The organism is Zhengella sp. (assembly GCF_041397485.1).
Taxonomy (GTDB): domain Bacteria; phylum Pseudomonadota; class Alphaproteobacteria; order Rhizobiales; family Rhizobiaceae; genus Zhengella.
In genome coordinates, this window is record NZ_JAWKWO010000002.1 from 487,322 (window position 1) to 502,399 (window position 15,078).

The 15,078-nt window shown below is 63.6% G+C and carries 17 protein-coding genes; 10 read left to right on the forward strand and 7 right to left on the reverse strand.

Translation table 11 applies throughout. From position 1 onward, the window contains the following. Nucleotides 1-582: 582 nt before the first annotated feature. From rpsT to R3D65_RS08435, 4 genes are all read right to left on the reverse strand, one after another. Nucleotides 583-846: a 30S ribosomal protein S20 gene (gene rpsT / locus R3D65_RS08420; protein ID WP_371274767.1), complete on the reverse strand. Its 264-nt coding sequence runs from the start codon at nucleotides 844-846 to the stop codon at nucleotides 583-585. Between the two features lie 171 nt (nucleotides 847-1,017). Then, nucleotides 1,018-1,791 (reverse strand): enoyl-CoA hydratase, encoded by a 774-nt coding sequence (locus R3D65_RS08425; protein WP_371274768.1) that lies wholly within the window; start codon nucleotides 1,789-1,791, stop codon nucleotides 1,018-1,020. A gap of 39 nt (nucleotides 1,792-1,830) precedes the next feature. After that, on the reverse strand, nucleotides 1,831-2,724 hold the full coding sequence (mutM, locus tag R3D65_RS08430) for a bifunctional DNA-formamidopyrimidine glycosylase/DNA-(apurinic or apyrimidinic site) lyase (RefSeq protein WP_371274769.1): 894 nt from the start codon (nucleotides 2,722-2,724) through the stop codon (nucleotides 1,831-1,833). Then, complete coding sequence (locus R3D65_RS08435) at nucleotides 2,717-3,955, reverse strand: phosphopentomutase (protein ID WP_371274770.1); 1,239 nt, start codon at nucleotides 3,953-3,955, stop codon at nucleotides 2,717-2,719. The genes mutM and R3D65_RS08435 overlap by 8 nt, the downstream gene beginning before the upstream one ends. 136 nt (nucleotides 3,956-4,091) lie before the next feature. Here R3D65_RS08435 and R3D65_RS08440 point away from each other — a divergent pair, with 136 nt between their 5' ends. Continuing rightward, entirely contained in the window at nucleotides 4,092-4,991 is a 900-nt protein-coding gene (locus R3D65_RS08440; RefSeq protein ID WP_371274771.1) for a phosphate/phosphite/phosphonate ABC transporter substrate-binding protein, read from the forward strand. 41 nt (nucleotides 4,992-5,032) lie between these two features. Here the strand turns inward: R3D65_RS08440 and R3D65_RS08445 are convergent, their stop codons facing one another. The 3 genes from R3D65_RS08445 to R3D65_RS08455 all read right to left on the reverse strand — a co-directional run bounded on the left by R3D65_RS08445 (nucleotide 5,033) and on the right by R3D65_RS08455 (nucleotide 6,841). After that, entirely contained in the window at nucleotides 5,033-5,653 is a 621-nt protein-coding gene (locus R3D65_RS08445; RefSeq protein WP_371274772.1) for a TadE/TadG family type IV pilus assembly protein, read from the reverse strand. Between the two features lie 41 nt (nucleotides 5,654-5,694). Further along, complete coding sequence (locus R3D65_RS08450; RefSeq protein WP_371274773.1) at nucleotides 5,695-6,285, reverse strand: TadE/TadG family type IV pilus assembly protein; 591 nt, start codon at nucleotides 6,283-6,285, stop codon at nucleotides 5,695-5,697. A gap of 136 nt (nucleotides 6,286-6,421) precedes the next feature. Continuing rightward, nucleotides 6,422-6,841 (reverse strand): pilus assembly protein N-terminal domain-containing protein, encoded by a 420-nt coding sequence (locus tag R3D65_RS08455; RefSeq protein ID WP_371274774.1) that lies wholly within the window; start codon nucleotides 6,839-6,841, stop codon nucleotides 6,422-6,424. A 398-nt stretch (nucleotides 6,842-7,239) separates the two neighbouring features. Here R3D65_RS08455 and R3D65_RS08460 point away from each other — a divergent pair, with 398 nt between their 5' ends. The 9 genes from R3D65_RS08460 to R3D65_RS08500 all read left to right on the forward strand — a co-directional run bounded on the left by R3D65_RS08460 (nucleotide 7,240) and on the right by R3D65_RS08500 (nucleotide 15,054). Continuing rightward, nucleotides 7,240-7,404 (forward strand): Flp family type IVb pilin, encoded by a 165-nt coding sequence (locus R3D65_RS08460; RefSeq protein WP_371274775.1) that lies wholly within the window; start codon nucleotides 7,240-7,242, stop codon nucleotides 7,402-7,404. A 265-nt stretch (nucleotides 7,405-7,669) separates the two neighbouring features. Beyond that, complete coding sequence (locus R3D65_RS08465; protein ID WP_371274776.1) at nucleotides 7,670-7,819, forward strand: Flp family type IVb pilin; 150 nt, start codon at nucleotides 7,670-7,672, stop codon at nucleotides 7,817-7,819. A 217-nt stretch (nucleotides 7,820-8,036) separates the two neighbouring features. Beyond that, on the forward strand, nucleotides 8,037-8,210 hold the full coding sequence (locus R3D65_RS08470; RefSeq protein WP_371274777.1) for a Flp family type IVb pilin: 174 nt from the start codon (nucleotides 8,037-8,039) through the stop codon (nucleotides 8,208-8,210). A gap of 189 nt (nucleotides 8,211-8,399) precedes the next feature. After that, nucleotides 8,400-8,921, forward strand: coding sequence for a prepilin peptidase (locus R3D65_RS08475; RefSeq protein WP_371274778.1), 522 nt, complete (start codon nucleotides 8,400-8,402; stop codon nucleotides 8,919-8,921). Between the two features lie 213 nt (nucleotides 8,922-9,134). Then, nucleotides 9,135-9,956 carry a Flp pilus assembly protein CpaB gene (gene cpaB / locus R3D65_RS08480; protein WP_371274779.1) on the forward strand — a complete coding sequence of 274 codons (822 nt, stop codon included), beginning with the start codon at nucleotides 9,135-9,137 and terminating at the stop codon, nucleotides 9,954-9,956. Next, the gene (locus R3D65_RS08485; RefSeq protein ID WP_371274780.1) at nucleotides 9,953-11,494 is read left to right on the forward strand and encodes a type II and III secretion system protein family protein; all 1,542 of its coding nucleotides are present in this window, start codon (nucleotides 9,953-9,955) and stop codon (nucleotides 11,492-11,494) included. Before cpaB ends, R3D65_RS08485 begins: the two co-directional genes overlap by 4 nt. A 16-nt stretch (nucleotides 11,495-11,510) precedes the next feature. Next, nucleotides 11,511-12,227 carry a CpaD family pilus assembly protein gene (locus tag R3D65_RS08490; protein ID WP_371274781.1) on the forward strand — a complete coding sequence of 239 codons (717 nt, stop codon included), beginning with the start codon at nucleotides 11,511-11,513 and terminating at the stop codon, nucleotides 12,225-12,227. A 20-nt stretch (nucleotides 12,228-12,247) separates the two neighbouring features. After that, nucleotides 12,248-13,531 carry a CpaE family protein gene (locus R3D65_RS08495; protein ID WP_371274782.1) on the forward strand — a complete coding sequence of 428 codons (1,284 nt, stop codon included), beginning with the start codon at nucleotides 12,248-12,250 and terminating at the stop codon, nucleotides 13,529-13,531. A 29-nt stretch (nucleotides 13,532-13,560) separates the two neighbouring features. After that, complete coding sequence (locus tag R3D65_RS08500; protein WP_371274783.1) at nucleotides 13,561-15,054, forward strand: CpaF family protein; 1,494 nt, start codon at nucleotides 13,561-13,563, stop codon at nucleotides 15,052-15,054. Nucleotides 15,055-15,078 lie beyond the last annotated feature (24 nt).

Genomic DNA, 15,078 nt, shown 5'->3' on the forward strand with positions numbered 1-15,078 from the left:
TACTGGTCCTTGCCCCGGCCGGATTGGCCGGGCGAGAGGGCACACTGCCCCATTTCCGGGCGAATGGCCCGGAATGGTAATGTTGCCTTTTGCGGTGTTTCGGACCCCCGTGGCCCGTCCCTCTCGATGTCTGGAGATTACAAAAAACACTGTGGAAAGGGCAAGGCTTCCACTTACCGTTTTTTAACGAATCTGGTCCGGGATGGCCTCTTGACTCTGCCGCCCTGTTTTGACCTCACCTGATAAATCGTTTGGATTCATATCTTTTCCCTGAGGGCCCGGACCGGGGACGCGGCAAAGAAAAATTTTCAAAGATTTTGCTTGACTCACATCCTGCGTGATCACGGCCCCGTGATTGGGGATGGTGTGTGGATAACCTATGACAAGTTATTGATATGCAATGAAAATTTGTGCCCGTAAAATATGGCGCCGGATTTGTGATGGGTCACGCGGGTGGCGCTTTCCAAGCTGCGCCGGCAAAAGGAAAACAAAGTTAACGACTTGCCGCAAGTGCAACAAGAAAAGGCCCGAGGCGCAGGGCCACGGACCTTGAATTCGTCAAGCGTAATGTGCGCTGGCTAATCAGCCAAGGGCCTTCACACGCGAGGCCAGGCGCGAGACCTTGCGCGAGGCGGTGTTCTTGTGCATCACGCCCTTGGAGGCGGCCCGCATCAGCTCCGGCTGAACGGCCTGAAGCGCCGTACGGGCTTCGTCCTTGTTGCCGGAAGCGATCGCTTCCTCGACCTTGCGGATGAAGGTGCGGACGCGCGAGCGGCGCGTCTTGTTCACTGCGGTGCGCGCGGCGATCTTGCGCGTAGCCTTCTTGGCCGAAGGAGTATTGGCCATGGTGCCTCTCTCTTTGTCTCAACTTGGTGGCGCCTGGCCTTGCGGCCTGTCAGACGCGAAAACATGACGGGCGGCCAGATGGCCGCCGCGGTTGTTGCGGGCTTATAGTTCAGCTTTGCGCGTGCGTCAACGCTTTCCCGCAGAGCATCGCGCGCTTTGGTGTCGATCGTCTCAGCGATGCTTGAAATTGGGTTTGCGCTTCTCGGTAAAGGCGGACATGCCCTCCTTCTGGTCCTCGAAGGCGAAGGTCGAGTGGAAGAGGCGGCGCTCGAACCGCAGGCCCTCGGCGAGGGTGGTCTCCAGCGCTCGGTTCACCGCCTCCTTGGCCATCATCACGGCGGGCAGCGAATAGGACGCGATCTTGTCCGCCGCATCCATGGCCGTTTCCATCAGGTCGGCCAGCGGGACCACCCGCGCTGCCAGGCCCGAGCGCTCGGCTTCCTCTGCATCCATCATCCGGCCCGTCAGGCACATGTCCATGGCCTTCGACTTGCCGACGAGCCGGGTCAGCCGTTGCGACCCGCCCATGCCGGGAATGACGGCGAGCGTGATCTCGGGCTGGCCGAAGCGGGCATTGTCGGCCGCGATGATGAAATCGCACATCATGGCCAGTTCGCACCCCCCGCCCAGCGCGTAGCCGGCCACGGCGGCAATCATGGGCTTGCGCGTCCGCGTGGCCTCGTCCCAGCCGGCAAAAAGGTCCTGCGCATAGGTGTCCTGGTAGGAGAGCGGCTGCATCTGCTTGATGTCGGCGCCCGCGGCGAAGGCCTTCTCCGAGCCGGTGAGAACGATGCAGCCGATCTTCTCGTCCTTGTCGAAGGCGGAAAGCGCCTCGCAGACCTCGGCCATGACCGTCAGGTTGAGTGCGTTGAGCGCCTTGGGACGGTTGAGCGTGATGATGCCGACGCGCCCGCGCGTATCGGTCAGGATGGTTTCATATGCCATGGATCTCCCCTCGCTGGGCATTGAGTAGAGGCAGGTTAATCACCGTTGGCACGCCGGGCAATAGAATGTGGAGCGCCCCGATTGCGCGATGCGCTGCACCGTCTGGCGGCAGCCGGGCGCGGGGCAGGGCTCGCCCTCTCGGTCGTAGACGGAAAAGGAGTGCTGGAAATAGCCGAGTGTGCCGTCTGTCTGCATGTGGTCGCGCAGCGACGAGCCGCCCGCCGCGATGGCCTCGGCAATTACCGCGCGGATGGCGTCGGCCAGCCGGCCGGCCCTGACGCCCGGACCGCCAGCCCTGTTGGCCAGTGTGCCGGCCGCCCTGAGCGGCGAAAGCCGGGCGCGCCACAGCGCTTCGCAGACATAGATATTGCCAAGCCCCGCGATCAGCCGCTGGTCGAGAAGCGCCGCCTTGAGCGGTGTGCGCCTGTCGCGCAACAGCGCCGCCAGCGCGGCCCCATCCAGCGCATTGCCCGTCGGCTCCAGGCCCAGTCCGCGCAGGGCAGGATGGTCGGCAAGGCCGCTTTCCTGCGTCAGCAGCATGAAACCGAACCGGCGCGGGTCATTGTAGATCACGCGTGCCGGCGTGCCATCGCCGGTTGTCAGGTGAAACACCACATGGTCATGGGCGCTGTCGCGGGCGCGGGCATGATGGAATTCGCCGGGCATGTGCGCGCCGTCCCCGCCCTCGATCCGGTAGGAGCCGGACATGCCAAGATGGGAAATGACAACGGCCCCGTCATCGAGATGGATCAGCAGATATTTGGCCCGCCGCGCCAGCGCCGTGATCCGCCGGGCTTCCAGCGTCTCGGCGAACCGGTCGGGGAAGGGAAAGCGCAGATCCGGCCGGCGGATTTCGGCCCGCGTGATCGTGGCGCCCTCCATGACCGGCGCAAGCCCGCGGCGCACCGTTTCAACCTCGGGTAGTTCAGGCATCGGGCCGGATCGCGCAATGGAAGGACGTGCCATGTGCGCCGGGCGCAATGCCCAGATGTTCCGCGATCGTCTCGCCGATATCGGCGAATGTGGAACGCAACCCGGCCGCCGCCGGCCTGAAACCGGGGCCGGTTCCGATGACGGGAATCCGCTCCCGCGTGTGGTCCGTGCCGCGCCATGTCGGATCGTTGCCATGGTCGGCGGTCAGGATGAGCATGTCGCCCGGTCTGAGCTTCGCGAATGCTTCCGGCAGCCGGGCATCGAAGGCCTCCAGCGCGGCCGCGTAGCCGGGCACGTCGCGGCGATGGCCGTATTCGGAATCGAAATCGACGAAATTGGCGAAGATGAAGTCTCCGTCGCCGGCCTCGTCCATGGCGGTCAGGGCCGCGTCGAACATGGCCATGTTGCCGGATGCCTTGCGCAGGTCGGAAATGCCGCGATGGGCGAAGATGTCGCCGATCTTGCCGACCGCGAAGACGGTGCGGCCCGCATCCGTCAGCCGGTCGAGCAATGTCGGTTCGTGCGGCGGCACGGCATAGTCGCGCCGGTTGGCCGAATTGCGCACGAACTGCCCGGGCGCTTCGCCGGTGAAGGGGCGGGCGATGACGCGGCCCACCTTGAAGGCATCGGCGTGAACGCGCATGATCGTGCACAGCCGGTAGAGCGCCTCCAGACCGAAATGGGTCTCATGGGCAGCGATCTGGATGACCGAATCTGCCGATGTGTAGATGATGGGCTTGCCGGTGGCGATATGCTCCGGCCCGTAGTCGTCGATGACGGCGGTGCCCGAATAGTGGCGGTTGCACAGCCAGCCGTCGAGCCCGGCCTCTTCGACCGCGGCGCGCAGCAGCGATTCCGGGATGGAGGGATCGGTGTCGGGGAAGTAGCCCCAGTCGAAAGTCACCGGCAGGCCGGCCATTTCCCAATGGCCCGACGGTGTGTCCTTGCCGCTGGAAACCTCCTGCGCCGCCGCGTGGAAGCCGGCCGGCTTGCCTTCCAGGCCCGGCGGCACGTGTCCCGTGGCGATGGCAGCGGCAGCACCAAGACCCAGCGCCGTCATGTGCGGCAGCCGGAGCGGTCCCGTTCGCAAACCCTCCCGGTCGCCACGGCCGCGCGCGCATTGTTCGGCGATATGGCCGATGGTGTCGGCGCCCTCGTCCCCGAACCGGGCCGCATCGGCTGCACCGCCTATGCCGGCTGAATCAAGGACGAAGAGGAAGGCACGCGCCATGGCTTTGATCCGCTCACTTGCAGGAATGTCGGTTCACCAGAGATAGGCACGCCGCGCCCGCTTGGCAATTCGCAAACCGTGCCGGTGCATCCTTTGCCGGGCCGTGGCACAATGGGAGGCGACGCCGGAGACAGCGATGAAACATTTGGCCGTTCTTTGCATAGCCGGCATCTGCGCCCTGGCGGTTTTCCCGGCCCATGCCGCGCAAACCGGCTGGCGCGGGGACATGGGCACATTCCGCATCGGGCTGGTGGCGCCCGATGGCCGCATGTCCGCCCGCGACAGGGCGCTGGTCCGCGAGGCCTTCTCGTCGGCGCTCGGCATGCCCGTCGATATCTTTCAGGCCCGCAATTTCCCTGCGCTCATCGACGCCCAGGCGGCCGGCCATGTCGATTATGCCGTCTACAGCGCGGTCGCCTTCATTGCCGCGGTCCGTTATTGTGGATGTGTCGAACCGCTGGCCGCGCCGGTTTCGCAAGGCGGCGCGACCGGGCTTCGGGCTGTCGTCCTCAGCCGCGCCGACGCTGCCCCCGGCTCAGGCGAAGCCGGACGCATCGCCATGGCGGCGGGCGGGTCACTCGGGCCATTGGCGGCCTTCGATATCCGCGAAGCCGGATTGCAGGGGCGGATCGTGCAATTCCAGACGCCGGAAGAGGCGCTTTCCGCGTTTCTCCAGGGCGACGTGGAGGCGATGGCCGGCCACGTTCTGACCGGACCCGGCGGCGACATGGAAGCAACGGGCACCGTGGCGCTCCTGCAAGCCCGCGGCCTTGCGCCGTCTGGCCTGGCCATTGCCTGGCGCGGACCGGTCATCGGCTTCGGTCCGCACACGGTGCGGACCACGCTTTCCGGCGAGGCCAAGTCCATCTTGCGGGACGTCCTGACCGGACTGGCCGGGCGGCCCGATGTGCTGGAAGCCCTTTCGCCCCGGTTCACCGGCGGATTCCGTCCGGTGCGGCCGATCGACTATACCGGTGCCGCCGAACTGCTCGACCGCCTGCTCTCCGCAGAAACGAAAGAACCCGCCGGCGATTGACCGGCGGGCCTGTCATGTCCTGTGCCGTCAGGGGCGGCGAATCAGCAATCGCCGCAGCCGATCGTCGCGCTCATGCGCGGGCGCAAGTGATAGGTCTCGTCCATCTCGATCGAATCGAAGGCGGCCGTGAGGCCGAGTGCCTCCTTGTCGTCGCTCGACCATGCCATCACCGGCTTGTAGGTCAGCAGGGTTTCGACCCGGATCAGGAATGTATCCTTGAGCCGCAGCTTGTCCGGCACCAGGCTTGTCACGTTCATGTCCTTCGCCAGATAGGCCGACGTTGCCGTGCCCACCGCCTTGCGCGACCAGGCGACGCGCCCGACCGGCGGCGACTTGTCATCGAACTGGATCGCGGTGATCCGGATTTCCGGCTTCGAGCGGTTGTAGGGCTGAAGCGTGCCTTCGCCGATGCGCATGATGGCATCGAGGTCGTTCTTTGTCACCGACTGGTTCTGGGTGACCAGGTCCGCCACGATGCTGGCCGTGCGCCCGACCTTCTTGCTCGCCTCGATGCCCAGGCCGAGTTCCAGCGTCATGAAATACATGGCGATGAGAATCGGCGCGATCATGGCGAATTCCACGGCTGCGATGCCCCTGTGGTCGCGATGAAACCGGCGGATGCGCGCGAATGCGTTTTCTGTGTGTGTTTTCGCCCCGGACATCATGTCTTTCCCCTTTGGACCTTTCATCACTCGCCCGTGCCTCAGCTATAGGGTTCGTTGCGCCAGGTGATTGTCGAGAAGAGCAGCGTCTTGCCGTCCTTCAGGTTCGACATGGACGAACGCATCAGGTCCGTCATGACCGGCCAGCGATAGAACACGCGCAGCATGTTGATGCTCAGCGCGTCGCCGGGGGTCACGGCGAAGTCGGATGTGTCGATATCCTTGTCGGATGTCAGCTTCACGCGCACCTTGGCGGCGGCGTCGAATGTCGGAAACTCGCGCAGATCGACCTCCAGCCCCGGACATCCGTCGGCCACGATCACTTCGAGCTTGCCGCAGACGAGATCCTTGAGCTTCGCCTCGTTGACATCCCCCGCCCGGAGCTGGCCGGTTCGCAATTCACGCGCGATGCTGTCGCCGGCATTGGCCATGACCTGCTGTGTGGCGAAGGAAATCGTGCTTTCGAGGATCGCGAAGACGAGCAGGCAGAACGGAAAGGCGAGAATGGCGAATTCGATTGCCGTTGCGCCCTTCGTGTTTTTTGCGAAGCGCCTGAAAAGACGGGTACGGCGGGGCTTGTCTTGATTGGTGATCTCTCCCGCCGGGATCACGCCGTTGATCTTGTGTGCCATGTCCCTACCTACTGACAACGCTTTGGTATGGGACAGAGCCTAGCTGGAATGGGTTGAAATCCGGTTCCGCGATTGCATACAAAAGTTGAGCCCGGATTTACCCGGGCTAAACCATGAAAAACGCCGCGCGGGCAGGTCAGTTGGCGGCGGCCATCGCGGCGTCGGAAGCCATCACCGCCTCGTTGCGGAATTCCGCTTCGCAATAGGGTGTGCAGGACAGCGTCTGGACCTGCGAACGGCGATAGACCCGCACCGACTGCTGCTGCGAACGGCGGACATAGACCTGCTCGTCGACGATGGGCGCGCCCTCCTGGTCGAGGATGACGAGGTTGGTCACGCCAAAACCCTTGCCCGTGAGAACGATCGTCGTGGAATCCTTCACGGTCACGTCCGCGATCTTCGGTTCGCCCACGACCACCGTGTCGGCGGCGCGTGTCAGCTTGATGATCTTAGCCTGATTCATGGCCACTTCGATGCCGGCTTCCGTGGCCGACGCGGCAGCGCCTGCTGCAAGTCCCGCGGCGAGAGCGGCGGTAAAGGCGATGTAGCGGATCATGAGGCAGGCTCCGGTCGGATTGCGTGAACTCTCGCTAGGAAAATGCCCGTGAATGGTAAACCGGCGGTTAAGCCCGGGGGCAGGCTGGGCAAACCGTCAGCCCTCTCAATGCCGGGCGGACCATGGCCGGTTGCATGAGACCGCACGCGCCAAAGCTATATAAGGACCCGGAAACGCTGCCTCCGCTGATTTGCATATTAAAGGCATGCATGCTCCCGTTCGGGAGAGCTTCCTCACAGCATTTGTTTACCAAGATGGATCGCGAAAACCGTTCATCGTTTGGAAACCGTGTTTCCTAACCGAACCGCAAGAGGTTCCCCGTAGAGTGCCCCCATCCGATGAGCAGACAAGAACTCACGGAATGGCTGTCAACCAAGGCAAATAAAAGGAGCTCTACCATGTCGAAATTCACCGCTTTCATGAAGGACGAATCTGGCGCCACGGCTATCGAATACGGCCTGCTCGCTGCACTGATTTCCGTTGCCATCATGGGCACCCTCAGCACGCTGGGCACCAACCTGACCACGAAGTTCTCTTCGGTCGCCACCAAGCTCGGCAGCTGATCGCAGGACGGTCTTGACCGTAGCCTAAGACAGGGGCCGTCTCGATCCGGGGCGGCCCTTTTTTTACAGATGCATGTCTTGATGTCCCGTGTGCGGGGACGAGAGATGGCAAGGCCGGTGTGCCACCCGGCCAGGGGCGAAATGATGGCTTCCTTTCCAGGGTTGCATCCTCCCTTCCCATGGTCTGAACGGCCATGCCAATGCCGCTTTCGCCGCGTGTGCGTGCTTCAGGGCCGCGTCGCTGATCCGCAGGCACGAGGGCTGGATGGTGCGAAGGCTTTCACCTTTTCCCCGCAACATGATCGGCGTCACCGCCATCGAACATGGGCATTTCGCAGCGCTCATTTCGGTCGCGATCATGGGGGCGCTGTTCCGGTTGGGCGATAGCGTCGCCGATCCGGTCACGAAGATCTGATGCTCTCTCGCCGGAATCAGTTGCGCTCCGACCGTTTGACTGCGGCCGGTCGCTGCTCTGCCGGATGCGGTCTGCACCGGTTTTTCCGCGGCATGGCGCCGCCCGTCCGGCGAATGCCAGGTGTCCCGGGGCCGGAATTCGCCCCGGTGCATGGAAATGATGTGAAAAGACAACGACGACCCCGAAAACAGGGCGTTGGCAACACAGGGAAACGCAAATGGAAAAGTTGAAAACCTTCATCATGGATGAATCCGGCGCAACGGCCATCGAATACGGTCTGCTTGCCGCGCTTATTTCGGTTGCCATCATGGGCACGCTCACCACGCTTGGCACCAATCTGAACGAGAAGTTCAACCGCGTGTCGAACGTCTTGGCCGGCACTGGCGTCTGACAGGACAGCCTGACGGAAAGGATCGCCCGGGCGTCCGGCCGCCGGACTCCAGGGCGATCCACCGCGCTTCACCATTGTTTAAGCCCGGTCCGCTAATGTCGGCATGAGAACGGGCGGAAGAAACGATGTTTGATACAGACGGGTCTGGCCCGGTAGCGGGCAGGTCCGGGAACAGGGCAGGGTGAACCGATGCTTGAAGCTGCAATCCTTGTGATCTTTCCGTTCTGCATGGTGTTTGCCGCGATCTCCGATCTGCTGTCGATGACCATTGCCAACCGGGTATCCTTGCTGCTGATCGGCGGCTTTGCGGTCATCGCGCCGCTCACGGGCATGGATTGGAGCACTTACGGCACCCATTTCGCGGTGGCCGTGACGGTATTGGCCGTAACCTTCTTCCTTTTCTCGATAGGTCAGATGGGCGGTGGTGATGCGAAACTGATGACCGCGACCGCCCTCTGGTTCGGGTTCAACCCGATCACGCTCCATTATCTTCTCATCGCGGCCATCCTGGGCGGCTTCCTGACGCTTGCAATCCTCTCCTTGCGCGGATCGCCGGTCGCCGTCTTCGCCTGGCGAGTCGATTTCCTGCGTCGCATTGCCGACCCGCAAAGCGGAATTCCTTATGGCATTGCGCTTGGTTGTGCCGGCCTGCTGGTTTTCCCCGAGAGTCCGCTCGGTGCCTGGGCCCTGGCTGCCATTGTCGGCGGATGAGGCCTGGTTCGACCCTTGGAGGCCATCCCGTATGGTGGCTTCGGTCGCGGGTTCATTCGCGGGTCCGTGCCATGAAACGGCGGTGTCCTGCCTGCCGGAATTACGGTAACGAACTATTAAGTATGACTTTAAGGGTCCCGTTAACCATAATTTGACGATTGCACCTGCACTCTCCCTGCAAGTTGAGGTTCACCGGGTAAGGGGTGCAGAGAAATGAAATCCTCCCAGCTCATTGTTCTGGGTGTCGCCGTGGCAGCCGCGGGCGGTGCCGGCATGATCGCCAAGAACATGGTCTCCGCTCCGCCGCCGGAGCCGGCCGTGATGGCGCCGGTTCCCGCCGAGCCTGCCATCGCGCTGGCCGAGATCCTGGTCGTGACAGAGGACATGCCTGTCGGCGCGCCGATCGAGGGGCAGTTGCGCTGGCAGGAATGGCCGGTCGATGCGATGAACCCTGAATATATCACCCGATCGGAAGAGCCCGATGCGATCGACAAGCTGGCGGGCGTTGCCGTCCGCACCTCCATGTCCGCGGGCGAGCCGCTGCGCAAGACGCGCCTTGTCGGCTTCGGCAAGAGCTTCATGTCCTCGATCCTGCCGTCCGGAAAGCGCGCGATCGCGACGCAAATCTCGGCTGACACATCGGCGGGCGGGTTCATTCTCCCCAATGATTTCGTCGACGTGATCATGACCCGCCGCTCCAATTCCGGCACCGTCGGCGAAGGCTTCAAGACCGAAACGATCCTGCGCAACATCCGCGTCCTGGCCATCGACCAGACGATCCAGGAGGACGAGGAAGGCCGCAAGGTCAAGGTGGGCGAGACCGCTACGCTCGAATTGACCCCGCAACAGGCGGAGATCATCACGGTGGCTCAGCAGATGGCCGACCGGCTCACGCTGGCGCTGCGTTCCGTCGAGGATGCCGACGAGATCGTCGAAGGCAGCGCGGATTATCTCGTTTCGTCCGATGGCGACCGCAGCGGCGTCGTCCGGATGATCAAGGGCGGTGAACTTTCCGAAGAGGCTACGAAGAAATGACACGCCAGACCCGCTTTCCCCGATTCGCCTTTTCGTCCGGCGCCGGCCTTGCGGCGTCGCTGGCGCTCGCGCTCGCCGCGACAGCTCTCACGCCGGTGGCGGTGCAGCAGACGGCGCAGGCGGCAAACACGCGCGTGACAGCCTCGAAAGCGAGCCAGCGCATCAAGCTGGGGCTCAACAAGTCGCTGGTCATCGACCTGCCGACCGATGCCTATGACATCCTGGTCGCCAATCCCGCGGTCGCCGACGCTGTGACCCGCACCGCGCGCCGCATCTACCTGTTCGGCAAGCAGGTCGGCGAAACCAACATCTTCGTCTTCGGCGCCAATGGAGAACAGATCGCATCGCTCGACCTGCAGATCGAGCGCGACGTCTCCGGGCTGGAGGACTACTTGCGGCGTTTCCTGCCGGACTCCTCGATCAAGGTCGAACTGATCAACGACAACGTGGTGCTGACCGGCGAGGTTGCTTCGCCCCTGGATGCGCAGCGCGCCCAGCAGCTGGCAACGATCTTCGTCTCCGGCGGTGAAGCCACCACCGGCCAGTATGCGACCACGGCAACCGGCCAGACGGCCAGCGGCGGCGGCGCGGATGTCGCCATATCCAATCCGGACGGCGAGCGCCGTTCCTCCAGGATCGTGAACCTCCTGAAGATCGTCGGCGAGGACCAGGTCACGCTGAAGGTCACGGTGGCCGAGATCAGCCGGACCGTAATGAAACAGCTCGGGGTGAAGGCGTTTGCCAGCGGTTCGACATCAGACGGCATCTCCTTCAGTGCGGTTGCCGATAGCTTCACCGGCCTCGGCAAGCCGCTGACCAACGTGAGCAGCAGCCTCGCCGGTTCGATAGGCGCCGTGTCGATCCAGTCCTACCTCAATGCCATGGAGCAGACCGGCGTCATGAAGACGCTCGCCGAACCGACCCTGACCGCGGTTTCCGGCGAACAGGCCCAGTTCCGCGTCGGCGGCGAGTTCAACCTCGTGACAGGCCGCAACTCCGACGAGAACGGCGTCACCTATACCATTTCGAAGGTCGAATACGGCATCGGCCTGGAGTTTCTGCCTGTTGTCCTGTCGCCCGGGCGTATCAGCCTCAAGATCCGGACAACCGTTTCCGAGCCCACGGCCCAGGGGTCGGTTTCCTTGGCTGAAACGAACATCATCTCCATTCGCAAGCGCCTGGCCGACACGACCGTCGAACTGCCCTCCGGCGGTTCGATGATGATCGCCGGCCTGATCCAGGACGATGTCCGCCAGACGGTGAACGGCATGCCGGGCCTCATGAAGTTGCCCGTCCTTGGAACGCTGTTCCGCAGCCGGTCCTTCGAGCGCAACGAGACCGAACTGGTGGTTCTGGTGACCCCGTATCTGTCACGGCCGGCCGCGCGCACCGCGCTGGCCAAGCCGGATGACAATTTCAACCCGCCGAGCGATGGCGCCGGCATGTTCCTCGGCCGGGTCAACCGCGTCTACGGAACCATGAAGACCGACCGTCCCAAGGGCCGCTACCACGGCGTTGTCGGCTACATCTACAAGTGATCGGGGAACGAGTGCCATGTCGCAGCAAACCATGAAGAACCCAGTGCCTGCCAGGCTCCACCCTGCGCTTCGCGCCCTGTTGCCGGTTATCGCGCTCGCGGCGGCCACCGCCCTTGGCGGTTGCGGCGCCCTGAAGCGTGACCACGTCACCGTCGGTTCCGTTCCGCAGGACTACCGCACGAACCACCCGATCACCATTGCCGAGCGCGAAGCGGTCTATGACCTGCCGGTCGCCCAGGATGCCAGGGGACTGTCGCGCGCCCAGACCGAGGCGGTGCGGGGCTTCATGGCCGGCTATGAGCGGTCCAGCGGGTCCGATGTCCAGGTCATCGTTCCGGTCGGCACGCCGAATGCCGCCGGTGCGGCCAGGGTTGCCGGTGATCTGGTCAACCTTCTCACCCGCCATGGGGTGCCGGCCAACCGCATCACGACCTACTCCTACGAGGGCGGCGCCGAGGCCGCTTCGGCGCCGGTGCGCATCACCTACACGCGGCTGACGGCCTCCACCTCGAAATGCGGCCGCTGGACGGAAGATCTGGCCAGCTCGCCGGAAAACCGCAACTACGCCGATTTCGGCTGCTCCTACCAGAACAATCTGGCCGCGCAGGTGGCCAATCCCGCCGATCTCCTCGGCCCCCGTCCGGTCGGGGAAATCGACGGACCACGCCGGGCCGACGTGATCGACAAATACGAAACCGGAAACTCCGGGTTCACTCCCAACATCAGCTACTGAGCCAGGAACGGGTGAAGACGATGGACAATCTGGCATATGAGCATGAACCGGCGGACGACTATGGCGCTACCGCCCGCGACGTTGCGGAGTTGAATGCCCTGCGGCCGGTGCCAAGGGTGTCGATTCACGCCTTCTGCGAAACCGAAGGCGTGGCAAAGCCCGTGGAGCGGGCCGCGGAAGACCGGCGCATGGCGCGCGCCCATGTCCGGGTGATGCGTGGCGGCGTTGCCGCTGCCGCCGAGTTCTACGCCGCCAATCCGACACCGAACCTCGTTCTTGTCGAGAGCCGCCGCTCGCCGGCGGACATGATGGTGGAACTGGAGCAACTGGCCGAAGTCTGCGACCCGTCCACCCGGGTGGTGATTGTCGGTCACTACAATGACGTCAGCCTCTATCGTGAACTGATCCGCAACGGCATTTCCGAATACATGGTCGCCCCGGTCACGCTGGCCGACCTGATGACCGTGATTTCGAGCCTGTTCGTCAATCCCGAGGCAGAACCGCTTGGCCGGACACTCGCCTTCGTCGGCGCGAAGGGGGGCGTCGGCTCGTCAACCATCGCCCACAATGTTGCCTGGGCGATATCGCACCTGTTCCAGTCGGAGACGGTCATCGCCGACATGGACCTGCCTTTCGGCACCGCCAACATCAATTTCGACCAGGATCCGACCCAGGGCATCGCCGAGGCGGTGTTCTCGCCCGAGCGCGTTGACGAGGTCTATCTCGACCGCCTCCTGGCGAAATGCTCCGAGCACCTGTCGCTGCTCGCCGCCCCGTCCACGCTCGACCGCGTCTACGATTTCGATGCCGATGCCTTCTCGTCTGTCGTCGAGGTCGTCCAGCGCACCGCCCCGCTCATCGTCCTGGACGTGCCGCACACCTGGAATGCCTGGACGCGCGACACGCTGGCCCATGCCGACGAAGTCGTGCTGGTGGCCACGCCCGAACTGGCCAACCTGCGCAACACGAAGAATCTGGTCGACACGCTCAAGCGGCTTCGCCCGAACGATGCGCCGCCGAGGCTTGTACTCAACCAGGTTGCCGTTCCCAAGCGCCCCGAGATCGAGCCGGCGGATTTCTCCGATCCGCTCGGGCTGGAGCCGCTCGCCATCATTCCGTTCGAGCCGCAGCTTTTCGGAACCGCTTCCAACAATGGCCGCATGCTCGGCGAGATGGATGCCAGCCACGTGATCGCGCAGACGGTCAACGATATCGCCCATGTCCTCACGGGCCGGATGGAGATCCGGAAGAAGGAGACAAAGGGCCTGGCCGGCATTCTCGGCAAGCTCGGCAAGAAGAAGTAACGCGACCTGACCAGGTATTGGTGGACACGATGTTTGGACGAAAAGGCAATGACAGTGCAGGCCGTGGTGTGCCGGAGTTCCGTGCTCCCGCATCCGCGGCGGTGCCCGGCGACACGGCGCCTTCGCCTTCCCGGCCCGATCAGGCCGGCGGCCGTCAGCCGGCCCCGGCAAGGACGCCGCAGAAGGCTGCCCCGCCGCCTGAGCCGCCCGCTCCCCGGCGCCAGCAGCGTGAACGCTCCGACAGCTATTACGACACCAAGAGCCAGGTCTTTTCCGCGCTCATCGACACCATCGATCTGTCGCAGCTCGCCAAGCTTGATCCCGAGGCCGCGCGCGAGGAAATCCGCGATATCGTCAACGACATCATCGCGATCAAGAATTTCGCGATGTCGATCGCCGAACAGGAGGAACTCCTGGAGGACATCTGCAACGATGTCCTCGGCTTCGGTCCGCTGGAACCCCTGCTGGCACGCGACGACATTGCCGACATCATGGTCAATGGTGCGCAGAACGTCTTTATTGAAGTGAACGGCAAGACGGAGAAGACAGCGGTCCGGTTCCGCGACAACCAGCAGCTTCTCAACATCTGCCAGCGCATCGTCAGCCAGGTTGGCCGCCGCGTCGATGAATCGAGCCCCATCTGTGACGCCCGCCTCATCGACGGCTCGCGCGTCAACGTCATCGCGCCGCCGCTGGCCATTGACGGCACCGCGCTGACCATCCGCAAGTTCAAGAAGGACAAGCTGACCCTCGATCAGCTCGTCAAGTTCGGCGCGATTTCGGCGGAAGGCGCGGAAGTGCTCAAGATCATCGGCCGCGTGCGCTGCAACGTCATCATTTCCGGCGGCACGGGGTCGGGCAAGACGACGCTTCTCAATTGCCTGACGAACTATGTCGACCGCGACGAGCGGGTCATCACCTGCGAGGACTCCGCCGAGCTTCAGCTTCAGCAGCCGCATGTCGTGCGTCTGGAGACGCGGCCACCGAACCTTGAGGGCGAAGGCGAAATCACCATGCGCGACCTGGTGAAGAACTGCCTGCGCATGCGCCCTGAACGCATCATCGTCGGCGAGGTCCGCGGATCGGAAGTCTTCGACCTGCTTCAGGCCATGAACACGGGCCACGACGGGTCCATGGGCACGATCCACGCCAACACGCCGCGCGAATGCCTCAACCGCATGGAATCCATGATTGCCATGGGAGGCTTCACGCTGCCGCAACGCACCGTGCGCGAGATCATCGTCGGATCGGTCGACGTGATCATCCAGGCCGCCCGTCTGCGCGACGGTTCCCGCAGGATCACCCACATAACCGAGGTGATCGGCATGGAGGGCGACATGATCACCACCCAGGATCTCATGCTCTACGACATCAAGGGCGAGGATGCGAACGGCAAGATCATCGGCGAACACCGCTCCACCGGCATCGGCCGGCCGCATTTCTGGGAACGCGCCCGCTATTTCGGCGAGGAGGCACGCCTGGCAAACGCCTTGTCCGCCATGGAAGACAAGCAACGCGCCTGAGCCGGGCGCAACAGGTGAAAAGGG